Here is a 21,990-nt window from a genome sequence, read left to right as displayed (position 1 = left end):
AACGGTCGGCAGGGAGGTGGACGGGGACCTCGATCAGATCGAGCCATGCTTCGACACCGGCACCGCCTGAGGCCCCAGCAGGGGCCCACCCGCCAGGCGCCGGATCGCCACCACCCCGGGGCGGGGGGCACGACCGGGGACGCCGGAGGGCCAGTTGGAGCCCAGGGGCACCCAGCGCAGCTGCTCGAAGGACCGGCCGGAGCGATCCACCAGCCGGTGGGCCTGGGCCTCACGGGCTGCCGCAGAGGCGCGGGTGCCGTGGTCCTCGCCCGGGTGCTGCACGGCCAGGAACAGGGTCGATTCGCTGGCGTCGAAACAGGGGCCACAGAACTCGCATTCCATCGGTCCGGTGGCGAAGCAGAAGGCCTCACCGGCCCGGGGGCCACGGCTGGGCAGCACCCAGCAGCTGTTGTTGCCGAACAGATCGAGATCCGCCGACTTCGTCGAGCGGTCGGTCACCATCCAGATGGTCCCCTGCCGGTCGATGGCGAGGTTGTCGGGATTGGCGAAGCCCATGCCCCCCTGCCACGGGGCCCCGCCGGTGGCCACCATCCGCCAGCGGAAGGAACCGCCCCGGGCCGCACCGTCGTCGGCCAGGCCCAGGATCCAGCCGTAGGGCCAGGTGGCCTGCCCATCGGGCCCCCGGAAGATGGCCGGGTCGGCCCGGCCGTCGTCGCTGCCCCCACCGGCGGTGAAGGCGATCAGCAGCTCGCCGCTGAGCGGATCGATCACCGTGTCCTCGGGCCGGGCCGCGGGGGTGGCGCCGATGGCGCAGGCCGCCAGGTGGGCATCGATCAGGATCGCCCCCATCCGCTCCTCCCCCTCCCCGGGGTAGAGGTCGGCCAGGGTGGCGAAGCGGCGCCGGTAGGCCGCCACGGCCGCGTCGCTGCTGAAGGCTTCGGCCCCGGGCCTGCGGCGGTCGCTGTGGGGCAGCAGCACCGCCTGCTCCACGCCGTGGCGGGCGAAGTGGCCGGGCCCCAGCGGCGCCACCGGGGTGCTGGGCGCCAGGGGCAGCCAGCGCCCCCAGCCCTCGCCGCCCTGGGCGCTGGGCGGATCGAAGCGGGCCACCTCGAGCCGGCCGGCGCTGAACAGCTCGGAGTTGGCCGGGTCGGCCGGGTCGCGGATCAGCGCGTCGCTGACAAAGCGGTAGAGGTGGCCGCCGTGGCGGTCGCAGCCGGAATAGACGATCAGGGGCTGGCCGGCAACGGCCTTCACGGCCACCGCCTCATGGCGGAAGCGGCCCAGCCAGCTGTGCTTCACGGCGGGGCGATCGGGCCGGCGCGGGTCGAGCTCCACCATCCAGCCGTACTTGTTCCCCGCCAGACCGAAGGGGTTGCCGAGCCCGTCGAGGCGCTGGCCGTCGTAGGCGAAGGGGCGGGCGGCCGGGGAGACCGAGGAGCCGTCGGCATGGACGGCCTCGGCCACCTGGCTCTGCATGTTCTCCTCGGCGCTCAGCACCGTGCCCCAGGGGGTCTCGCCGCCGGCGCAGTTGGCGAAGCTGCCGATGATGGCGTCCCCGAGGCCGTCGTCGTAGCCCAGCCGCTCGCGGCGGCGGAACACGGCCGCCGCCGGCCCCGAGCTGCGCAGCCGCCGGTCGGGGTCGCGCCAGCCGCTCAGGCCGGTGATGCGGCGATCGAAGCGACCCGGTACACGCCGCCAGGGGCCGCCCGGCTCCCGCTCCAGTTCGATCACGCCCACACCCAGATCCGCCATGGCCGCCGCCGCCAGCTGGCGGATGGGCTCCAGCAGCGGGTCGCCCGCCGCCAGGCTGGCGGCATCCACCCGGCCGCCCCGGGCGGCCAGGGCGTCGCTCACGGCGTCGAAGGGCAGCTCCCCGCCCACCGCCTCGGCGTAGCCCTGCCGCCAGGTCCGGGCGCTGATGTACTCGAAGTTCACCGTCAGCAGGGCCCGGTCCGCCGCCAGGGGCAGGAAGGAGAGGTGGTCGTTGTTGAAGCCGAAGCGGCCGTCGGCCAGCGGATCTCCCCAGACCGCGATCAGATCGGCGCGGAAGCCCTCCGGCAGCACCAGCCGGTCCTCCAGTTCGATGCGGGCGTACCGATGGCGCTGCTCCGCCGCATCCAGCCCGTCGCTGGGCACCGGCAGGGGGGTGGGAACGGTTGGGAACGGGGGGTTCGGCGTAGGGGCGCCCCCGGCCTTCGGGGCTGCCGCCCTCCCGGAGGCTGCCGTGGGCAGCACGGCGCCGGCGAAGGAGCAGGCCCCGATCCCGAGCAGGGAGAGCAGGTCGCGTCGGTTCATCGATTCGGGGGGCAGGGGGCGCTGCGGCGTGGTGCCAGCAGGGCCAGATGGTTGTCCTGCAGGGGGCTGAAGTTGTCGTCCGCGGCCAGCAGGAGGGTGGGACGGCCATCGGCCCGATCGGGCCCCGGGGTCATGGCCTCCCAGTTGTCGGGGGGGAGGCCGGCCGCGATCAGATCCCACTGCTGGAGCGGCTCCAGCACCGCCCCGGGATCGGCCCCTTCGCCTGGCAGCGGGTAGTGGGCCAGGAGCACCTGCCATCGCGCGGGGGCCTGGAAGCGCCGCAGCAGGGCCAGCAGGGCCGGTGAGGGGCCGGGGGCATCGACCACCAGCAGGTCGGTCAGACCCCAGCCTTCGCCGGCGGGGATGGCCAGCCGGGCCAGGGCCCTGGGCTTCGGCCCGGTGGGCTCCAGCGACCAGCCCAGCAGCCGCACCTGGGCGGGGGGGTCCTGCCGCAGGGGAGACTCCGCCGCCATCAGCAGCACGTCCGTCCGCCCCGGGCGGCGCAGCAGGGCCAGGGATTCCGGCCCCTGGTTGGCGCCCAGGCCCTGCCCCGGGGCCGGCTGCCAGTCGGCGGGCAGGGGGGTGGCGCGCTGCAGCACGCCGCTGCTCCGATCGAAGGCCAGCAGCTGGGCCGGCCGGGCGGCGCTGCGGCGCCCCTCGCTGGCCACCCAGAGCCGCTCGCCGACCACCACCAGCCCCTCGGCGTCGATCTCCTCCGGCAGCGGGGCCTGGGGCGATCCCTTCAGCTCCAGCCGGAACAGGGGCCGCAGCGGCACCCGGCCCAGCTGCCGCACGCCGCTCCAGGCGTCCACCCGGCCCCGGGGGGCATCGCTGAGCAGCAGCAGCCCATCGCGGTGGCTGTCGTAGCTGGCGGCGGAGTAGCCGCCCAGCTGGGCTCCGTCCGCCCCGCGGCGCGGCAGGCGGGCGCCGGCCACCACCTCCCAGCCCGCCTCGGCGGGGCAGGGCAGCAGGGGCGGCGGCAGGGGGGCTGGCGGGGCGGTGGCGATCAGGGGCACAACCATGGCTGGATTCTCCCGTCGGCGGCGGCGGCCGGCGGCATCCGGGGACACGCGGGCGCGGGCCGGGTAGGGTCGAGGAAACGCGGGGGGATGTGTGATGCGATCCCCATCGGGAGCCCAGCCGCCGGCCGGTGGTCTGGCGGAAGACACGGGCCGGCGCCTGGCGGTGCTGATCGACGCCGACAACGCCCGGGCGGCGGTGATCGAGGCGGTGCTGGAGGAGGTGGCCCGCTTCGGTGAGGCGATCGTGCGGCGCATCTACGGGGATTTCACCTCCAGCCAGAGCGCCTCCTGGAAGGCGCTGCTGAACAAGTTCTCGATCAAGCCGATGCAGCAGTTCGCTTACACCGTGGGCAAGAACGCCACCGACAGCACGATGATCATCGATGCGATGGATCTTCTCTACACCCGGCGTTTCGACGGCTTCTGCCTGGTGACCAGCGACAGTGATTTCACCGGCCTGGCGGTGCGTCTGCGGGAGGAGGGCCTGCTGGTGTATGGCTTCGGGGAGGAAAAGACACCGGCGGCGTTCCGCAACGCCTGCCACAAGTTCCTGTTCACCGAGGTGCTGCGCACCGCCTCCCGACAGGGGGAGATCAGCGACGGGGCCGGCGAGGCCCGGCGGGCCCGGGATGCCGAACCCCCCGCCAGCGCCCATCCCGTCATCCCGGCCGACTTCCTGATGGAGGCCCTGGATCGCTCGGTGGATGAATCGGGCTGGACCCAGCTGGGCACCTTCGGCAGCTACCTGCAGAAGATCCAGCCCGATTTCGATACCCGCCTCTACGGCTTCCGCAAGCTTTCCGACCTGGTGCGCGGCTGCCCCTCCCTGTTCGTGATGGAGGAGCGGGAGGCCCCCAGCGGCAACCGCACGATCGTCTACGTGCGCGCCCGCGAGGACGACTGAGGCGGGCAGACTGGTCCGCGTCCGCCGTCGCCGCCTCCCCCTGCCATGACCGTCCTGCGCCTGGCGGCCTTCAGCGACGGGGAGCGGGGCGGCAACCCGGCCGGTGTGGTGATCGCTGAGACGTTGCCCGCGGACAGCGCGATGCAGGGCATGGCGGCCGAGGTGGGGTTCTCGGAAACGGCCTTTGCCGCCCCGCAGGGGGACGGCTGGCGGGTGCGCTACTTCTCCCCGGCGGCCGAGGTGCCCTTCTGCGGCCACGCCACCATCGCCCTCGGCGCGGCCCTGGCCGAACGGTGCGGGGATGGGGTGTTCCCGCTGACGCTCAACCAGGCCGAGATCACGGTGGAGGGGCGCCGGCAGGGGGAGCGCTGGAGGGCCGCCCTGCAGTCGCCCCCCACCCGCAGCGCTCCGGTGACGCCGGAGCTGCTGACGGCCGCCCTGGAGCTGTTCGGCTACGACCCCGGCGACCTGGATCCGGCCCTGCCCCCCGCCGTCGTCCACGGCGGTGCCGACCATCTGCTGCTGGCCCTGCGCCGCCGCGAAGACCTGGCCGCCATGCGCTATGCCATGGAGGACGGGGCCCGGCTGATGGCGGAGGCGGGCCTGCTGACGCTGCTGCTGGTGTGGGCCGAGGGTCCCCGGCTGTTCCACAGCCGCAACGCCTTCGCCGTCGGCGGTGTCTACGAGGATCCGGCCACCGGAGCCGCCACCGCGGCCCTGGCCGGCCACCTGGGGCGCCTGGGCTGGCCCCACGGCGGGTCGATCACGGTGGTGCAGGGGGAGGACATGGGCTGCCGTTCCCTGCTTGAGGCCGAGATTCCCGCGATGCCGGGGGCTTCGGTCCGGGTGGCGGGGCAGGTGCGCCGCCTGGGGCCCTGACTCAGGAGGCCTTCTCCAGGCGCTTCACGATCCAGCCCATCAGCACCAGGGAACCCAGCAGCGCCACCAGCAGGGCGATCGTCATGGAAACGGGGGCAGGTCCGTCGCATTATGACCACAGGCACCCCAGCCCTGGCCCGAGCCGTGCACAGCCATCCCGAGCTGGTCTTCGTCTACGGCACGCTCAAGCGCGGCCACGGCAACCACCACTGGCTGCTGGATGCGCCCTTCCTCGGGGAGGCGGTGCTGCCGGATGTGGTGCTCCACGACCTGGGCCCCTTTCCGATGGCCGTGCCCGGTGCAGGGGTCGTGCGGGGTGAGGTGTACCGCGTCGATGCCGCCGGCCTGGCCCGGCTGGATCGGCTGGAGGGCTACCCCCGCCTCTACGACCGCCGGCCCCTGCCCCTGGCCGATGGCCGCCATGCCTGGGTCTACCTGGGGCGGCCCCACCAGGTCCGCCACGTGTCCGCCATCGCCGACGGCTGCTGGCAAGGACCGGCGCCGGGAGCGGCCGTGCGCCGCAGCCAGATGGGACTGGCCGTGGTGCTGGCCCTGGGCGGGGCTGCGCTGCTGGCGGCCGCGGTCCCCTCTGTCGCCCTGGCCCTCGACACCCTCTCCCAGTGCAACGCCTGGCGCGGCAGCCGCGGCAGCGAACGCGTGCTGCTGGGCAACGGCCTTGGTGCCGCCCACTACCTCACGAAGAAGGTGCGGCTGCAGGAGAGCCCGGCCGATGCGCCCGTGGCGCTCTACAGCGACAGCGATCTGCAGCGGCTGTGCGGGCGTTAGCCGCCGGCCACCAGCCAGCGCCCCCCCGTGCCCAGGGCCACCACCAGTCCGCCCAGGGCCAGGGACGGGCCGCTCCAGAGGGCCAGCTGCAGCAGGCGCCGCAGCATCAGCAGGGAACCGCCCACCCCCACCAGCACCGCCAGGCTCTGGCAGAAGGCGATCACGTGGGCATCGGCGCTCCAGGCAGGCAGCCGGGCGGCCAGGGCCGGCCAGAGGGTTTCGGTGCTCACCGGCAGCAGCCGGCCCCCCTCCGCCATGCCCATGGGCAGATGCTGGGCCAGCAGCAGGGCCCAGAGCAGGGGCAGCAGGGCGTAGAGCAGCAGCCAGCTGGGGCTGGCCGGCCGCAGCCGGGCCACCAGGGGTCGCAGCAGCAGCCACAGCCCCGCCGGCAGGGCCAGGGCGAGGGCGGCGAAGGCCAGGCGCCCCAGCAGCGGGCCCTGCGCCAGGCCTTCCGGAGCCAGGGGCAGCCAGCCCAGCAGCCGCTCGGCGTGCCGCAGGCAGACGCCGCCGGCCAGCACCAGGATCAGTCCCGCCTCCCCCGCCGGGGGCGCCATGTCGCGCTGCAGGTCGGCGGCGGGGGGGCGCAGGCGCAGCTGCACCGACCGGTGCGGGCAGGCCTGGGCGCAGGTCAGACAGAGCACGCAGTTGCGGTTGTCGGCGAGGTGGGCCGGATGGGTGCCCAGGGGGCAGCCGGCGGTGGCCATCCCCTCCCCTTCCGCCGGGCCCCCCTTGAAGCAGGCATAGCTGCTGCAGCTGCCGCTGCAGGTGCCCGCCTCCGCCCGCAGCTCGCTGATGGCCAGCTTGGCGAAGAGGCCGTTCATGCCCCCCACCGGGCAGAGGTGCCGGCACCAGAAGCGCTTCTCGAAGCGCAAGGAGCCGACCACGGCACCGGCGGTGATCAGCAGCAGCAGGGCGCTGCTCTGGCGGGCGCTGTTGCGCAGGTCGCCCAGTTCCTCCCACAGCAGGATCGCCGCGAAGCCGGCCGCCAGCAGGGGGGCCGCCCAGCGGTCGCTGTCCCCCCGCGGCCAGCGGGCCGGCCGCCAGCCCAGTCCCGACGCCAGCCGCTGGACGATCTCCCCCCAGACCATGAACGGGCAGAAGGAGCACCACAGCCGGCCCACCAGGGGATAGGCCAGCAGGATCAGGGGCCACCACCAGGCCCAGAAGAGGTTCAGGTCGCCGTTGTGGGCGCGGTCCTGGGGCCCCCACCAGAGCCAGAGGTTCACCAGCACGAACACCCAGCTCACCACCCCGTACAGAAGGGCGTTCCAGAGCACGGGCGAGCGCATGATGTCCCGGAGCTGCGGCTTCCAGCGCCACAGATCGAAGCGGGCCCGCTGGGGCCGCCGCAGGGTCCAGAACACGTCCTCCGGCAGCTCCTCCGGGTGGGCACCGCTGCACTGGCGCAGGGCCCGCTCGATCAGCTCGAGCAGCTCCCGCACGTTGCCGGGAAAGTCGTAGGTCTGGAGGCGCTTCACCAGCCCCTCCCCCACGGCCGGCGGCCGGCTCCAGCCGAGGCTGAGGGCCTTCTGGCGCACGCCGTAGCGCAGCCATTCGCCCAGGTCCTGGCGGCGCACCCGCAGCGGCGGCACCCGAATGTGGCAGCAGATCGCGTCGAAATCGGGCTCACTCGTCTCGGCGGTGAGGAACACCCGGCCGGCGAAGACGTGCTCGGTATGGGCGGCGTCCGGCGAGCGCCAGCGGCCGCTGCGGGCCAGCTCCAGCAGGGCAGGCCGCAGGGCGGGGTCGGCGCGGTCGATCTGGTCGAGCAGCAGCCCGCCGGCACCGATGCAGTCGATCAGGGCCACACCGCCGGTGGGGGCCCCGAAGAGTTCGGCGCCGTCGGCCCGCAGCTGGGCGCAGTTGACGCGCACCAGCAGCTGCTTGCGGGCCGACGAGCCGAAGTGGATCAGGGCGGCGAGGTTGTCCTTCTCCAGGCCGGGCTCACCGCTGATCAGCACCGCCCGGCGGCTGGTGTCGGCGGAGGCGGCGCGGATGGCGTCCCGCAGCTTCTGGGCATAGCGGCTGCTGCCGACCACGCCGCGGCGGGCCCGGCCCAGCAGGTAAGGGGCCAGCCGCAGCAGGCAGGCCCTCGGATCGGGGGTGGCCTCCGGCGGGCTGGACGTCATCGCTGACCTCGTGCTGGTTCGATTCTGGTCGGAGAAGATGGCCACGCCGGCCCGCCGACGTCGGACCCCTCCCCCACGCTGATGGTTTTCGCATGAACGGGCCGGGTTCGGCCGAGTTTCTGTGGCGCGGTCACAGGCTCCAGTTGCTGGGCCAGCGGGCCGTGTGGGATCCCCAGCAGGGGTTGCTGCTGGTGGCGGATCTGCACCTGGGCAAGGCGGAGAGCTTCCAGAGCCAGGGCATCCCGCTCCCCAGCGATGGCGACGGGGCCACCTTCAACGCCCTGCTGGCGGTGGCCCAGGGCCTCGGGCCCGCCCAGGTGGTGGTGCTGGGGGACCTGATCCACAGCCGGCTGGGCCTGACGGCCGAGCTGCGCCAGAAGCTGCGGGCCCTGCCGGACCTGCTGGGCTGCCCGCTGCGGCTGATCGGCGGCAACCACGAGCGGGGCTGCTGGCTCGAGGGGCTGGAGCAGGAGCCGTCTCTGGCCCTCGGCCCCCTGTGGCTGAGCCACGCCCCCGAGCCCCGCCCCGACCACCTCAACCTCTGCGGCCATCGCCATCCCGTTGCCCTGGTGGGTGGCGGTGCCGACCGGCTGCGGCTGCCGTGCTTCGCCTACGACCCCGTGGCCGAGCAGCTGGTCCTGCCCGCCTTCGGTGCGCTCACCGGCGGCCATCCCTGCCCGGACGGCGAACGGCTGTGGCTGCTGGCCGACGGGGCCGTGGTCCCCTGGACCGCCCCGTCCCGCCGCCCCGGCCTCAGCCCTCGGCGGCGGCCAGGGCCCGCACCACGTCGCCGCGGGTGAGCACCCCCACCAGGGCCTCCTGGTCGTCGAGCACGAACAGCCGCTGGGTGCCGCGGTCGTGCAGCAGATGGGCCGCCGCCGGCAGGCTGGTGGTGGCGGGGCAGCTGTGGGGCTTGGAGCCCATCACGTCCCCCACCGTGCTGCCCAGCACCTGGTGCACCTGCTTGTCCCAGTCGAGGGGATTGCGCAGGTAGATGACCGCATCCAGCAGCATCACGTAGGGGCCGGCATCGAAGCCGCTCTCGCGCACCATCAAGTCCTGCTCGCTGAGTTCCCCCACCAGGGCGCCGAGCTCATCGAGCACCGGCAGGCCGCTGACGTGGTGGTCGCTCATCAGCTGCACGGCCTCCTGCAGGGGCGTGGTGGTGGTGACACTCAGCACGGGGCTGGTCATCACCTCGGCCACGCTGCGCTCGACGACCATGCGGATCTCCTCGGTGATGGCATTCTGCTGGTGAACGGGACCCTGCCCTGCGACGCCTCGCCGATCTGCTGACCCTGGCCCGGGCCGTGCTGGGGTTGCCCCTGCTGCTGGCCCTGGCGGGCGGCCGGCCCGCTTTGGCCTGGGGTCTGCTGCTGCTGGGCGGCCTGAGCGACTGGGCCGACGGCGCGCTGGCCCGCCGGGCCGGCGGCGGTTCGGTGTGGGGGGCGCGGCTCGATCCCCTCACCGACAAGATCCTGATCAGCGCCCCGCTGCTCTGGCTGGCCCATACGGGCGGCCTGCCGTTGTGGGCGGTGTGGCTGCTGCTGGCGCGGGAGCTGCTGATCTCCGGCTGGCGGGCCGGCCAGGGCAGCGGCGGCCCCGCCTCGCTGGGGGGCAAGGCCAAGACGATCCTGCAGTTCGTGTCTCTGCTGCTGCTGCTCTGGCCGCCGGCCTGGGGCCTGGGCCAGGGGGCCGGACTGGTGGCCGCTCTGCAGGCCGCCGGCTGGTGGCTGTTCTGGCCGTCGCTGCTGCTGGCCCTCAGCTCGGCCCTGGGGTATCTGCGGGCGGCTCAGCGGGGCTGACCTGCCGGCGGCCCCTCACCCCAGCAGGGCCGCATCGCTGCTGAAGTCGGGGGTGGTGGGCATCCGCAGGGCGTAGTCGTTGGCGTAGCTGTCGGCCAGGGTGGCCTCCAGGTCGTAGGCGGGCTCCCAGGCCAGCTCCCGCCGCACACGGTGGGTGTCCGTGAGGAAGTGGGCCAGGCGCAGGGGGAAGGCCTTGCGGGCTTTCTTGTCGAGGCCGGCGGGATCGAAGCTGCGGATCTCCACCGCCTCCGGATCGGTGCCGCAGGCGCGGGCGGCGGCGGCCACCAGGCCCCGGAATGTGGTGCCCTGGGAGCCGGTGCAGTTGTAGATGCGGTTGGTGGCGGTTTCCACCTCGATGCAGCGGGCCATGGCGGCCGCTAGGTCGGCCACGTGGCCCAGCTGGGTGATGGTGTTGCCATCGCCCGGCAGGGGCACCGGCCGGCCGTGCACGATCCGATCGAAGAACCAGCTCTCCACCGGGTTGTAGTTGCCGGGACCGACAATGTAGGTGGGGCGGAAGCTGGTGAAGGGGATGCCCTCCTGGCGCAGCCAGGCTTCGGTGTCCAGCTTGCCGGCGTGGCGGCTCTGGGGATCGGTGGGGGCGTCCTCGTCGAGGGGCCAGAGCTCGCTGTCGGCGTAGACCCCGGCCGAGCTGACGTACACCAGCCGGTGGGAGGGGGGACCGGTGCGCTCGATCACCTGGCGGGTGTCCTCCAGGGTGCGGCCGGAGCTGTCGACGATCACATCGAAGGGGCGGTCCTGGAGGGCCGCCAGGCCCTCGGCGCTGCTCCGGTCACCCTGCAGGTGCTCCACCCCCGCCGGCACCGGCTGGCGGCCGCGGGTGAACAGGCTGAGCTCATGGCCCGCCTCCAGCAGCCGGTTGACCAGGGGGCGACCCACGAAACGGGTGCCGCCCATCACCAGGATCCTCATCGCCATGCCGCGTCGGTGAGCGCCATTCAAGCGGCCGGGCCGGATCAGGGGCCGCAGGGGAGGGGCTGGCCCAGGCGCTCGAACGGCAGCGGCAGCAGCTCCAGCAGCACCGTGCCGGGCGGCCCGCTGGTGCCGTCGGCCACCGGCAGCGGCATGGGCCGGTAGGTGCGGCCATCGAAGCGCAGCTCCTTGAGGCCGTCGGGGGCGCCATGCAGGCTGGCGGGCATGGTGAGATCCAGCCAGCCGCGGTGGCGGTTGCTGATCACCGTCAGGGGCGACTGGAACAGGCCGTTCTCCGCCACCAGCTCCAGGCTGCCGTCGTTGCCCCGGAAGATCAGCAGGCTGCAGCCGCCGCTGGAGCAGGCGTAGGAGCCCACCACCACCGCCACGGTCTCCAGGCGGCCGTCGCCGTCCAGGTCGACCCGGTTGTGCAGGTAGCGCAGGGGGCCCACGTCGGCGCAGACCGGCCGGGTGGCCGTGGCACGGGCCTGCTCCCACTCGGTCTGGTCGGGATCGCCGGCTGCGGCGGGGGGGGAGGCCAGCGGGCCGCCGAACAGGCGGGCCCGCAGGGCCGCCTCCAGCCGGGGATCGGGGCGGTTGATCGGCGGGATCACCGAACCGGGCGGTGCCAGGGGGGGCGGCCTGTCGCGGGGATCGGGACCGTCGGGCCCCAGCAACGAGCGCGGCGGTGGGGCCGGCGGCGCCAGCGGAGGCGGGGCCAGGGGCTGGGCCAGGGCCGGGCCAGCGCCGCCGATGGGCAGCAGCAGGGCGACGAGTCCCAGATAGGTGACCAGCCGCAGGGGCCCCGTCCTCTCAGCCCGCATCGGCCCCGTCGAGCCCGGCGAGATGTTCTTCGATGCGATCCGCCAGCGCCAGGCAGCGGTCCATCTCCTCCCACAGCAGTTCCCGGCGCCGGCTGTCCACCGCGTAGGACCGGTGGTGGAGATCGCGGCCCTGGTAACGGAGCGCATCCCGGAGGCGGCGCCAGTCGTCCGGGGCGAGGTGAAGAGTGGCGAGGTCGGGAGGGGTGGGGGCCATCAGGTCCGCATCATCCAGGCAGCGTCATGGCACAGGATGGGTCCGGCAGCGGCATTGTCCTCCCTTTCCATGCAAGTCATCCCCGCCATCGATCTGCTCGACGGGCATTGCGTGCGGCTGCATCAGGGCGATTACGGCCAGGTCACCCGCTTCAGCGACGATCCGGTGGCCCAGGCCCGCGAGTGGCAGCGGCAGGGGGCCACCCGTCTGCACCTGGTGGATCTCGATGGTGCCCGGAGCGGCGAACCCTCCAACGACGCCGCCGTGCAGGCCATCGCGGCGGCCCTGGAGATCCCGGTGCAGCTGGGGGGAGGGGTGCGCTCGGTGGAGCGGGCCGAACAGCTCCTGGGCTGGGGTGTGGACCGGGTGATCCTGGGCACGGTTGCCGTGGAGAACCCGGCGCTGGTCCGGGACCTGGCGGGCCGCCACCCGGGCCGGATCGTGGTGGGGATCGATGCCAACGAGGGCAAGGTGGCCACCCGCGGCTGGATCGAGCAGAGCACGGTGGAGGCGACGGCCCTGGCCGCCAGCCTGGAGGGAACCGGAGTGGCGGCGATCATCAGCACCGACATCGCCACCGACGGCACCCTGGGGGGCCCCAACCTGGCGGCCCTGCGGGCCATGGCCCAGGCCACCTCCCTGCCGGTGATCGCCTCAGGCGGTGTGGGCAGCCTCACCGACCTGCTCAGCCTGCTGAGTCTCGAACCCCTCGGCGTGGAGGGGGTGATCGTGGGACGGGCGCTGTACGACGGACGGGTGGAGCTGGCCGAGGCGCTGCAGGCCCTCGGCGACGGTCGGCTCCAGGATCCGCTGCGGCTGCCGATCGCCTGAGCCCGGCCGGCCGCCGCTGTGGCGTTCATGCCGATGATCGGGCAACTGCTCTATAACAGAGCCAATGTGTTCTGCGGCAGCGTTTGCCTTCTTCAACGACCACCGCATCCTCCGCGGCCCCGGGCCGCCGCGGCGAGGCCGGTGATCGCCATGCGGTGGCCACGGCGCCATCCCATGTGGAGGAGGTTTACCAGCGTTGCCGGGATCTGGGCATGCGGCTGAGCCGTCAGCGGCGCATGGTGCTGGATCTTCTCTGGGATGAGAAGAGCCATCTTTCCGCCCGCGACATCTTCGACAAGCTCAACAACCAGGGCCGCCACATCGGCCACACCTCCGTCTATCAGAACCTCGAGGCGTTGCAATCGGCCGGCGTGATCGAGTGCATTGAGCGGGCCAGTGGCCGTCTCTATGGCTATCGCGCCGATCCCCACAGCCACCTGACCTGCACCCAGTCCGGCCAGATCCACGACCTTGATGTTCTTCTGCCCGACCATCTCCTCCAGCAGATCGAGGAGCAGACGGGCTTTGCCATCGAGTCGTACACCCTGCATCTCTCCGGCCGGCCCCGCCCCTCCTGAAGGGATGGCACTGGAGAAAGCCCGGCGCCTTGGTTAAGGTCGGGCCATTCCTTCTCTGGCAACGTGGGACGACGTCCGGCACGGCCCCTGCCCCAGCTGCTGCTGTTCGCCGACCCCCTGGAGCGCGCCGGCCTCACCAGCTGGCTGGAGGTTGACGATTCCGGCGCGGCTTCCGATGGATGGGGCGGCTGCCGGGTGGTCGGCCCTGAAGAGCTCCAGGGGGCACCCCAGCTCGTCCTCTGGTACCTCGGCAGCCTGCCCGAACCCCAGGCCCTCGACGCCGAGAGCCGCCGGCTGCTGGAGCGCTGGCACCCGGCGCCGCTGCTGCTGCTGCTGCCCGCGACCCACCCCTACGGCAGCGATGTCCTGCTGCAGCTGCCGGCCCAGGGGCTGATCGAGCAGGCCGATGCCGAGAGCCTGCGGCAGGCGGTCAGCACCCTGCTGGCCGGCGGCCGGGTGCTGGCCATCGCCGCGACGCAACGGGGCGAGAACCCCGGGCCCTCCGTGCCGATGGGCCTGGGCCAGTGGCTGCTGCTGAGCGGCCTGCAGCAGATCGATGCCGAACTCCGCCTTTGCCTGCGCCTGCTGGATCCGCCGCCGGTCGACCTGCTGCCGCTGCTGGTGCTGCAGGGCCGGGTGCGGGAGCTGCGGCTGGCCCGCCGGCTGCTGCTCTGGCTCTGGGGGCCCGTCAGCCTGGCCTGGGGCCAGCCCCTCGACGGCCCCGCCGGGCTGCCCTCCCCGTTCGCCGACGCCAGCGTGCCCAGCGCCCCACTCGGCGGCCCGGCCCATGGGGTGGCCATCACCCTGCGGCAACGCACCGCCGAAGGGCTCTGGGAGGCCCTGCGCGGCCGGCTCACGGAGGCCGCCGCCGCCGGCCCCAGCAACAACAGTGGCCAGCTGCTGGCCCTCGACGGCCTCCATGCCTCCCGCCGCAGCGACCTGCTGCTGGGACTGCTGGAGCAGTTCCACCGGCTGCGCCAGCGTCTGCTGCAGGATGATCCCCGCGGCGAGCAGCTGGAGCGGCTCTGGAGGGAGCTCCAGCCCGAGCTGCGCCAGCAGGCCCTGCGCTCCATGGCCGGGTCCTATGTGCAGTTGCCCATGGAGGGCCGGCTCTGCCCGGTGGCCGAGACCCTGCTGCAGCGCAGCAGCCTCGACACCGACGATCTGGAGCTGACCGATCCCGCCGCCATGCTCAGCCCGCTGCTGCAGGCCCGTCCGCTGCTGGTGGACGGCCGCCTGGTGGCGCCGGATGAGCCCCAGGCGGTCCTGTACCTGGAGCTGCTGCTGAGCAACTGGCTGGTGCGCAGTGCCGAGCTGATCAGCGCCGAGGTGCTGGCGGCCTGCGCCGAATGGCCCGAACTGCGCCGCTACCTGCTGCGCCCCGAGCTGCTCGCCACCCGCAACCTGGAACGGCTGCGCAACCAGCTCAACGCCCAGCAGCGCTGGACCAGCTGGTTCGAGCGGCCGATCCACCTCTACGAGAGCCGACGCTCCCTGTTCCGCCTGGGCGACGGTGCCATCGACTGCGTGGATCTCACGGAGCCCCGCGATGCCGAGCTGCGCCAGCTGGGCTGGGTTCAGCAGGGGGTCACCCTGGCCCTGGAGGCCCGCGATGCCCTGGGTCCCCAGCTCCGCAGCCTGCTCAAACGTCTCGGCGACCTCCTGGTGGTGCTGCTGACCCAGGTGCTCGGCCGGGCGATCGGCCTGGTGGGGCGCGGCATTGTCCAGGGGATGGGCCGCAGCCTCAACCGCAGCTGAGGCGGCCGGGTACCACGGCACAATGTGCCCATCTGCCCGCTTCCCCTTGCTCCGTTCGCGCTCCCGGCCCCTCGCCGGCCTCTGGGCCCTGCTACTGACCCTGGTGCTGGGGCTGCTCTGGGCCCCGGGCGAGGCGACGGCCAGCCTCGAGAACGACCGCTACGACGGCAACATCTTCGCCCTCTACGCCGGCAACGGCTCCCTGGTGCCGCCCCGCAGCAGCCTGGCCCAGTCCCTCGACGAGCACCGGGTGGCCGTGCTCGTCTACTACCTCGACGACAGCAGCGTCAGCAAGCAGTTCTCGCCGGTGGTGTCGGAGCTGCAGCGGGTCTGGGGCAATGCCGTCGACCTGATCCCCCTGGTCACCGATCCGCTCCAGAACCGGCCCGACGCCGGCGTGGCCGATCCGGCCCATTACTGGGACGGCCTGATCCCCCAGGTGGTGGTGATCGACGGCACCGGCCGCGTCGTCTTCGATCGCCATGGCCAGGTGAGCGTCGATGCCATCAACACGGCCGTGAGCGAAGCCACCGGCATTCCGATGGCGCCGGGCTCGGGGAACAGCGCCACCTTGAGTTTCAACGAACTCAACAGCGAAGTGGTGGCGTCCCGCTGATGCCGGCCACCCGCACAGAAACCGACAGCCTCGGCCCGGTGGAGGTGCCGGCCGAGCACTACTGGGGCGCCCAGACCCAGCGTTCCCTGCGCAACTTCCCCTTCGGCGCGCCGATGCCGATGCCGGTGGTGCACGCCTTCGGCCAGCTCAAGGCCGCCTGCGCCGAGGTGAACGCGGCCCGTGGGGTGCTGAGCCCACAGCTGGCGGGCCTGATCGTGGCCGCCGCCGAGGAGGTGAGCCAGGGCAGGCTCGATGGCGAGTTCCCGCTGCGGGTCTGGCAGACCGGGTCGGGCACCCAGACCAACATGAACGTCAACGAGGTGATCGCCAACCGGGCGATCGCCGCCGCCGGCGGCGTGCTGGGCAGCAAGGTGCCGGTGCACCCGAACGACCACGTCAACCTGAGCCAGTCGAGCAACGACACCTTCCCCGCCGCCATGCACATGGCGGTGGCGATCGAACTGCAGCAGCGGCTGATCCCGAGCCTGGAGGCGCTGATCGCCGCCCTGCGCCAGAAGGCGGAGGCCTACGCCGGCCTGATCAAGATCGGGCGCACCCACCTGCAGGATGCGGTGCCCCTGAGCCTGGGCCAGGAATTCGGCGGCTACGCCTCCCAGCTGGAGCTGGGGCTGGCGGGCCTGCGGGCCACCCTGCCCCAGGTGCTGCAGCTGGCCATCGGCGGCACGGCCGTGGGCACCGGACTTAATGCCCCGGCGGGGTTCGGTGAGGCGGTGGCCACCCGGCTGGCGGAGCGCATCGGCCTGCCCTTCACCAGTGCCCCCGACAAGTTCCAGGCCCTCGCGGGCCAGGAGGGGCTGGCGGCGGCCCACGGCGCCCTCACCGTGCTGGCGGGCAGCCTGATGAAGATCGCCAACGACATCCGCTGGCTGGCGAGCGGGCCCCGCTGCGGCCTCGGCGAACTGGTGCTGCCGGAGAACGAACCGGGCTCGAGCATCATGCCCGGCAAGGTGAATCCCACCCAGTGCGAGAGCCTCACCATGGTGGCCGTGCAGGTGATGGGCAACAACACCGCCGTCCAGATGGCGGCCAGCCAGGGGAACTTCGAGCTGAATGTGTTCAAGCCCCTGATCGCCCACAACCTGCTGGAGAGCATCGACCTGCTGGCGGGCAGCTGCGGCACGTTCCGGGAGCTCTGCATCGAGGGCCTGCGCGCCGATGTGGCCCACATCGAAGCCATGCGGGACCGCAGCCTGATGCTGGTGACGGCCCTGACACCGGCGATCGGCTACGACCGGGCCTGCGCCATCGCCCGTCACGCCCACGAGCACCGGCTCAGCCTGCGGGAGGCGGCCCTGGTGCTGGGCGAGATCAGCGGGGAGGAGTTCGACCGCCTCGTCAGGCCAGAGCAGATGGTCTGAGCCTGATGACGTCAGGCTGGTGAGCGGGGACCGGTCCGGTTGATTTTCTGTGGATCGCCCGTAAGATCCCCGTTGTCACCCACGGTGAGGTCTCTGGAGTGAGCCCTGGCGGATGTTCTTCAGCTTCAGGATCAACTTCAGGACGACCTTCTTCGTGGCGGTCTGTTGCTGGTATCCCTGATTCTCACCCGGACGAGACAGAAGGGGATCCCCACGCCTGAGATGTTCCAGAGCCCCTTCCCCGTCTTCTCTCTGCCCTTTGTCCGCGGCGATCACCGCCGCCATTCGGTAAGGCTGGGGGAACCCGGAGCATCCGGGTTCACGCTCTTGGAGCTGTTGATCGTCGCGGCCATCGTGGGCCTTCTCTCTGCGGTGGTCCTGCCCCAGTACCTCCGCGCCCGCGCTGTGGCCCAAGCTTCCAGCAGCATCCTGGAGACGGTCGCCTTCGCCGAGCAGTGCGCGGTGGCCCATAAGTCCGGGCTGCATGTGGTGGTCGCCCAGCCCGGCGGCGGGCCCACCCGCAACTGCAACGGCACCTCGGCCCGGCAGATCAACAGCCGCTCCTGGACCGGCGACGCCAGCGGTGTGCTGTGCCTGGGTCAGCAGGCCCAGGAGACCCATCGCCAGGCCATGCTGAGGGTGGCCGTCAACGGCACGATCACCTGCACCTTCCTCCCCTGAGATCCGCCGGTTGAGCGGGCTGGGGGGCAGGCTCAGAGCAGATTGGCGGCCAGTTCGGCCAGCTCGGAGCGTTCGCCCCGCATCAGCGTGATGTGGCCGGAGAGCAGCTGGCCCTTGAAGCGCTCCACCAGCCAGGTGAGCCCATTGCTCTCGGCATCCACGTAGGGATTGTCGATCTGGTACGGATCGCCGGTGAGCACGATCTTGGTGCCCTCCCCCACCCGGGTCACGATCGTCTTCACTTCATGGGGGGTGAGGTTCTGGGCCTCGTCCACCACCATGAACTGGCGGGGGATGGAGCGGCCGCGGATGTAGCTGATCGCCTCCACTTCCAGCAGGCCCATGCCCTTGAGGTCACTCCAGTTGCTGCGGGGCGGGCGGTGGCTGCCGCGTGCGGGCTGGCCCTCGTCGCCACCCAGCAGGAAGTCGAGGTTGTCGACAATCGGTTGCATCCAGGGGGCCATCTTCTCCTCCAGATCCCCTGGCAGGAAGCCCATTTCCTTGCCCAGGGAGATCACCGGGCGGGTCACCAGCAGCCGCTCGTAAAGACGCTCGTCGGCGACCTGGTGCAGCCCCGCCGCCAGGGCCAGCAGGGTCTTGCCGGTGCCCGCCTTGCCCACCAGGGTCACCAGGGCCACCGCCGGATCGAGCAGCAGATCGAGGGCGAAGGACTGCTCCCGGTTGCGGGGCTGGATGCGCCCCATCTTGGCCTTGGCGGACTTCTGCAGCGGCTGCAGGGTGCCGGTGCGCCCGTTGTAGCGGGCCAGCAGGGTGTGGGCGGGCTGGGCCAGATCGATGAGGGTCACCCCCTCGTTGGCCTGCAGCGGCGAGACGGCCACCGTCTGCTCCGGGATGGCATCCGCCGGCAGGCCATCACCCGTCTTCACGCGGTCCATCTGATCAGCGTCGACCCAGCGCTCGCAGAAGCCCGGATAGAGGTCGGCCATGTCCACCTTGTCGGTGGTGTAGTCCTGGGCGATCAGGCCCACCGCATCGGCCTTGATGCGCAGGTTGGTGTCCTTGGTGACGAGCACCACCGGCGGCTGGCTGCCCACCACCTCCTGCAGGCGCTGCTCCAGGGCCACGGCCAGGATGTTGTTGTCGCCGTTGCCCGCCTTCAGCTCGGGGGGCAGCTGGCTCAGGGTCTCGCTGCGGCAGAACACCACCTTGACGGTGCCGCCGCTGACGTCGTCGATGGGCACCCCTTCGGCCAGGTTGCCCTTCTCACGCAGCTGGTCGAGCAGCCGCGACACCTGGCGGGCGTTGCGGCCCTTCTCGGAGGGGTCCCGCTTGAAGCGGTCGATTTCCTCGACCACCTCGATCGGGATCACCACCTGGTTGTCCTCGAACCGGTTCAGGGCCTGGGGGTCATGCAGCAACACATTGGTGTCGAGCACGAAGGTCTTGCGCATGCCAGGGCCCTGCCGGTTCCATGGGGCCGAAGCTAGGTCCGCGGGCGCATCTACGCTCCGGCCGGACATTCCCCGACGTATCGGCTTGCCGCTCCCCGTTTCCTTCCTGCTGGTCCTGCTGCTGCTCCTCGGCCTGGGCCTGGTGGTGCTCGAACTCCGCCACCGCCTCCGGCCCGCCTCGCCCCTGCAGTTGCTGCCGGGATCCTTCCAGGTGCGGCGCCGGGCCCAGGGCCTGGAGATCACCGGCGAGGTGCGCATCCGCAACCCCCACCCCCGCATGGAGGTGATGGTGCCCGAGATCACGGTGGTGCCCACCCTGCTGGGCCGCAGTGACGTCAGCCAGGTGCGCCACGAGCTGCAGATCACGCCCCTGCATCCCGACGAGGAGGCCCGCCCCGACGGGTACTGGGCCGCCTACATCGTCAAGGGCCGCAAGAGCACGGCCGCCCACATCCGCCTCAACCTGACGGCGCCCGGCGGCCTGGACCTGGAGAGCGTGCTCGACACCCTCTGGATGGACATCCACTGGGTCAACTACGGGCCCTTCGGCCGGCTGCAGCGGCGCCAGGGGATCCTGCTGCCGCTGCAGAGGCCGGAGCCGGGCGACCCCGCCGCCCCCGGCTGGCGCGAAGGGGAGCGCTGCCGGGTGCTGCCGGTGCGCACCCACCTGCTCGGGGTGCTCGACGATCCGCTGGCGGTGCTGCAGCGCTACACCGACGGGCTGCTGCAGCCCGGGGACGTGCTCACCATCGGTGAGACCCCCCTGGCGGTGATCCAGGGGCGCTACCACCACCCCTCGACGGTGGAGCCCTCCTTCCTGGCCCGCCTGCTCTGCCGGGTGTTCCACCCCACCAGCTCCCTGGCCACGGCCTGCGGCCTCCAGACCCTGATCGATGTGTCCGGCCCGGCGCGGGTGCTCGGGGCCTGGGTGGTGGGCACCGCCCTCAAGCTGGTGGGCAGCAAGGGCTGGTTCTATCGCCTGGCCGGGGAGCAGGCCCGCCTGATCGACGACATCACCGGCACCACGCCCCCTTACGACCAGACGATCGTGCTCGGACCGGATCAGCCGGCCGCCTGGTGTGAGCGGATGGCGGCGGCCCTGGGGGTGGCGGTGGCCGTGGTGGATGTCAACGACCTCGGGCGGGTGAAGGTGCTGGCCGCCAGCGGCGGCACCGATGAAGATCTGCTGATGCGGGCGCTGCGCCCCAATCCCGCCGGCAACGCCAATGAGCGCACACCTCTGGTGCTGGTGAGGCCCGCGTAGAATCCTGAAACGACGTCGCCAGCCGCCGCGGCGTCGGTCCCGTTTCGCCCACGCCCCCTCTCCACCGTCGTCTGCCGTGCCAGTGCCTGCCGTGCCAGTGCCTGCCCAGGGCAGAACCTCCCCCACCTGGACGGTGGAGCCCCTGCAGGGATGGCACCTGCCCCTGCTCGATGATCCCGCCTTCCTGCCGCTGCAGCCGCTGCTGCAGCGCTCGCTGCTGCTGGCCCTGCCGGAACAGCTGCTGACGGCGGTCACCAGCCGCCGGCCGTTGGCCGCCCAGGTGCTGGTGGCACTGCAGCGCCAGGGGCTCACCCGCCAGCAGGCCCTGGGGCTGATCGTCTGCCGCCGCCTCAACCGCAGCGGCACCTGCTGGCAGGTGCAGCACCTGCGCCTGGCCCTGGCCGCCAGCGAGGGGGCGGCCGCCGATGGTCCGGCCCCGAGCCGGGCAGCACTGGCCGGTGATCTGCTGCGCCAGGCCATTGGCCGGGTGAAGGGCGCCGCCAGCTGGATCGCCACCGCCTCCAGCCTCGACACCTCCCGGCTCGCCACCCTGCGGGAGCAGGGGTTCCAGCCGCAGCGCACCGATCGCCTCTGGCGCTGGCAGCTGCCCGCCGCCGGCGCCGCCCCCGTGCCGCCGGCCGACCTGCAGCTGCGCCCGCTCAACCGTCGCACCGCCCCGCTGCTGTGGCACCTGGAGCAGGCCACCTGCCCGGCCCACCTGCGCCAGCTCCAGGACCGCCGCATCGAGGACCTGCTCGACCAGAGCCGCGGCCAGGGCTGGATGCTGGTGGATGGCGTCCGCAACGAGGCCGTGGCCGGCGTGCGCCTGCTCGATGAACATCCCGGTGGCGGCCAGGCGGTGGAGCTGAGCATCCACCCGGGTTGGGGCCATCTGCTCGGGCCGGCGGCCGAGTCGCTGCTGCACCGCATCGGCCGGGGTGGCGCCAGCCTCTGGCTGCGCTGCGAGGTGGGCGATGGCGACCGCCAGCTGTGGCTGCAGGCCCTCGGGGCCGAGGCCCACGGCGAGGAGGTGCTGATGGCCCGCAGCGTCTGGCGGCGGCAGGAAGGCCAGCCGGCCAAGCGGGCGGCCCGCCGCATCGAGGCGGTGCTGGAGCAGCTGCAGCCGCGGCGGCGCCCCATGCCCACCCCCACCGGCCCCCTTGGCAGCCTGCCCAGCGAGCCCCTGGTGCTGCACTGAATGGCGCCGCCCCGGCCGCGCTCGGTGCTGGCCCTGGATGTGGGCCGCCGCCGCATCGGCCTGGCTGGCTGTGATCCCCTGGGGCTCACCGTGACCCCCCTGCCTGCCCTGGCCCGGGGCGACTTCCAGGCCGACCTGGGGCGCCTGCTGGAACTGGTGCGCCAGCGGCGGGTGGAGACGCTGGTGGTGGGCCTGCCCCTGGATGCCAGCCAGCGGCCCACCCCCCAGGGGGTCCACTGTCGCCGCTACGGCCTGCGGCTGGCCCGGGGCCTGGCGGCCCTGGGCCAGCCCCTGCCCCTGGCCTGGGTGGATGAGCACGCCAGCAGCTGGTCCGCCGGCGAACGCTTCGGGCTGCACGGCGACCGCAGCGGCCGGCTCGACAGCGCGGCGGCGGCGCTGCTGCTGGAACAGTGGCTGCGGGAGGGGCCCGAGGCCCTGGGTCCCGCCCTGATCAGCGCCGATCCGGTCGACCCGGCGGCCATCGTCGTGGGCACTCGGGCCGGTGCTGATTCATTCTGAGG

At 72.6% G+C, this 21,990-nt stretch carries 22 protein-coding genes; 14 read left to right on the top strand and 8 right to left on the bottom strand.

What is annotated here, in order from left to right; genetic code table 11:
• Positions 1-33 precede the first annotated feature (33 nt).
• The gene (locus KBZ08_RS04405; RefSeq protein ID WP_254971616.1) at positions 34-2,256 is read right to left on the bottom strand and encodes a PhoX family phosphatase; all 2,223 of its coding nucleotides are present in this window, start codon (positions 2,254-2,256) and stop codon (positions 34-36) included.
• Positions 2,253-3,278, bottom strand: a complete 1,026-nt coding sequence (locus tag KBZ08_RS04400; protein ID WP_254971615.1) for an esterase-like activity of phytase family protein — start codon at positions 3,276-3,278, stop codon at positions 2,253-2,255. Before KBZ08_RS04400 ends, KBZ08_RS04405 begins: the two co-directional genes overlap by 4 nt.
• Before the next feature lie 94 nt (positions 3,279-3,372).
• Between KBZ08_RS04400 and KBZ08_RS04395 the strand changes: the two genes are divergently transcribed.
• The 3 genes from KBZ08_RS04395 to KBZ08_RS04385 all read left to right on the top strand — a co-directional run bounded on the left by KBZ08_RS04395 (position 3,373) and on the right by KBZ08_RS04385 (position 5,847).
• The gene (locus KBZ08_RS04395) at positions 3,373-4,182 is read left to right on the top strand and encodes an NYN domain-containing protein (RefSeq protein WP_254971614.1); all 810 of its coding nucleotides are present in this window, start codon (positions 3,373-3,375) and stop codon (positions 4,180-4,182) included.
• 45 nt (positions 4,183-4,227) lie between these two features.
• On the top strand, positions 4,228-5,061 hold the full coding sequence (locus tag KBZ08_RS04390; protein WP_254971612.1) for a PhzF family phenazine biosynthesis protein: 834 nt from the start codon (positions 4,228-4,230) through the stop codon (positions 5,059-5,061).
• A gap of 111 nt (positions 5,062-5,172) precedes the next feature.
• Entirely contained in the window at positions 5,173-5,847 is a 675-nt protein-coding gene (locus KBZ08_RS04385) for a gamma-glutamylcyclotransferase (protein ID WP_254971610.1), read from the top strand.
• On the opposite strand, the gene KBZ08_RS04380 is transcribed toward KBZ08_RS04385, so the two are convergent.
• Positions 5,844-7,976, bottom strand: coding sequence for a 4Fe-4S binding protein (locus tag KBZ08_RS04380; RefSeq protein ID WP_254971608.1), 2,133 nt, complete (start codon positions 7,974-7,976; stop codon positions 5,844-5,846). The two genes, KBZ08_RS04385 and KBZ08_RS04380, sit on opposite strands and share 4 nt — an antisense overlap.
• 92 nt (positions 7,977-8,068) lie before the next feature.
• Between KBZ08_RS04380 and pdeM the strand changes: the two genes are divergently transcribed.
• On the top strand, positions 8,069-8,776 hold the full coding sequence (pdeM, locus tag KBZ08_RS04375; protein ID WP_254971606.1) for a ligase-associated DNA damage response endonuclease PdeM: 708 nt from the start codon (positions 8,069-8,071) through the stop codon (positions 8,774-8,776).
• Here pdeM and KBZ08_RS04370 read toward each other — a convergent pair.
• Entirely contained in the window at positions 8,730-9,200 is a 471-nt protein-coding gene (locus KBZ08_RS04370) for a CBS domain-containing protein (RefSeq protein WP_254971604.1), read from the bottom strand. The genes pdeM and KBZ08_RS04370 overlap by 47 nt on opposite strands.
• A gap of 47 nt (positions 9,201-9,247) precedes the next feature.
• Here KBZ08_RS04370 and KBZ08_RS04365 point away from each other — a divergent pair, with 47 nt between their 5' ends.
• Positions 9,248-9,781 carry a CDP-alcohol phosphatidyltransferase family protein gene (locus KBZ08_RS04365; RefSeq protein WP_254971705.1) on the top strand — a complete coding sequence of 178 codons (534 nt, stop codon included), beginning with the start codon at positions 9,248-9,250 and terminating at the stop codon, positions 9,779-9,781.
• Positions 9,782-9,796: 15 nt separating this feature from the next.
• Here KBZ08_RS04365 and KBZ08_RS04360 read toward each other — a convergent pair whose 3' ends face one another.
• Genes KBZ08_RS04360 through KBZ08_RS04350 form a run of 3 tightly spaced genes read right to left on the bottom strand, consistent with a single transcriptional unit; the run spans position 9,797 to position 11,752 of the window.
• Positions 9,797-10,714 (bottom strand): NAD-dependent epimerase/dehydratase family protein, encoded by a 918-nt coding sequence (locus tag KBZ08_RS04360; protein ID WP_254971602.1) that lies wholly within the window; start codon positions 10,712-10,714, stop codon positions 9,797-9,799.
• A 44-nt stretch (positions 10,715-10,758) separates the two neighbouring features.
• Positions 10,759-11,538, bottom strand: a complete 780-nt coding sequence (locus KBZ08_RS04355) for a hypothetical protein (RefSeq protein WP_254971600.1) — start codon at positions 11,536-11,538, stop codon at positions 10,759-10,761.
• Complete coding sequence (locus tag KBZ08_RS04350) at positions 11,528-11,752, bottom strand: hypothetical protein (protein WP_181280021.1); 225 nt, start codon at positions 11,750-11,752, stop codon at positions 11,528-11,530. The genes KBZ08_RS04355 and KBZ08_RS04350 overlap by 11 nt, the downstream gene beginning before the upstream one ends.
• Positions 11,753-11,821: 69 nt before the next feature.
• On the opposite strand from KBZ08_RS04350, the gene hisA reads away from it, so the two are divergent.
• The 6 genes from hisA (at position 11,822) to KBZ08_RS16470 (ending at position 17,595) form a co-directional block, all read left to right on the top strand.
• Positions 11,822-12,583: a 1-(5-phosphoribosyl)-5-[(5-phosphoribosylamino)methylideneamino]imidazole-4-carboxamide isomerase gene (hisA, locus tag KBZ08_RS04345; RefSeq protein ID WP_106220158.1), complete on the top strand. Its 762-nt coding sequence runs from the start codon at positions 11,822-11,824 to the stop codon at positions 12,581-12,583.
• A 212-nt stretch (positions 12,584-12,795) separates the two neighbouring features.
• Positions 12,796-13,161, top strand: a complete 366-nt coding sequence (locus KBZ08_RS04340) for a Fur family transcriptional regulator (RefSeq protein WP_219904006.1) — start codon at positions 12,796-12,798, stop codon at positions 13,159-13,161.
• A 63-nt stretch (positions 13,162-13,224) separates the two neighbouring features.
• Positions 13,225-14,919, top strand: coding sequence for a DUF3685 domain-containing protein (locus tag KBZ08_RS04335; RefSeq protein WP_254971596.1), 1,695 nt, complete (start codon positions 13,225-13,227; stop codon positions 14,917-14,919).
• Between the two features lie 22 nt (positions 14,920-14,941).
• Entirely contained in the window at positions 14,942-15,535 is a 594-nt protein-coding gene (locus KBZ08_RS04330; protein WP_106220156.1) for a thylakoid membrane photosystem I accumulation factor, read from the top strand.
• Positions 15,532-16,914: a class II fumarate hydratase gene (gene fumC, locus KBZ08_RS04325; protein WP_254971701.1), complete on the top strand. Its 1,383-nt coding sequence runs from the start codon at positions 15,532-15,534 to the stop codon at positions 16,912-16,914. Before KBZ08_RS04330 ends, fumC begins: the two co-directional genes overlap by 4 nt.
• 222 nt (positions 16,915-17,136) lie before the next feature.
• Complete coding sequence (locus KBZ08_RS16470) at positions 17,137-17,595, top strand: type IV pilin protein (RefSeq protein ID WP_396122361.1); 459 nt, start codon at positions 17,137-17,139, stop codon at positions 17,593-17,595.
• A gap of 32 nt (positions 17,596-17,627) precedes the next feature.
• Here KBZ08_RS16470 and KBZ08_RS04315 read toward each other — a convergent pair whose 3' ends face one another.
• On the bottom strand, positions 17,628-19,007 hold the full coding sequence (locus tag KBZ08_RS04315; protein ID WP_106220153.1) for a PhoH family protein: 1,380 nt from the start codon (positions 19,005-19,007) through the stop codon (positions 17,628-17,630).
• Positions 19,008-19,092: 85 nt separating this feature from the next.
• Here KBZ08_RS04315 and KBZ08_RS04310 point away from each other — a divergent pair, with 85 nt between their 5' ends.
• From KBZ08_RS04310 to ruvX, 3 genes are all read left to right on the top strand, one after another.
• Entirely contained in the window at positions 19,093-20,271 is a 1,179-nt protein-coding gene (locus KBZ08_RS04310; protein ID WP_106220152.1) for a F420-0:Gamma-glutamyl ligase, read from the top strand.
• A gap of 91 nt (positions 20,272-20,362) precedes the next feature.
• Positions 20,363-21,469 carry a hypothetical protein gene (locus tag KBZ08_RS04305; protein WP_219903955.1) on the top strand — a complete coding sequence of 369 codons (1,107 nt, stop codon included), beginning with the start codon at positions 20,363-20,365 and terminating at the stop codon, positions 21,467-21,469.
• Positions 21,470-21,988, top strand: coding sequence for a Holliday junction resolvase RuvX (gene ruvX / locus KBZ08_RS04300; protein WP_254971591.1), 519 nt, complete (start codon positions 21,470-21,472; stop codon positions 21,986-21,988).
• Positions 21,989-21,990 lie beyond the last annotated feature (2 nt).

Source organism: Cyanobium sp. Candia 9D4 (genome assembly GCF_024346155.1).
Taxonomy (GTDB): domain Bacteria; phylum Cyanobacteriota; class Cyanobacteriia; order PCC-6307; family Cyanobiaceae; genus Cyanobium; species Cyanobium minutissimum.
The sequence above is the reverse complement of the archived record's forward strand: the minus strand, read 5'-3'. Positions and strand labels throughout refer to the sequence as shown.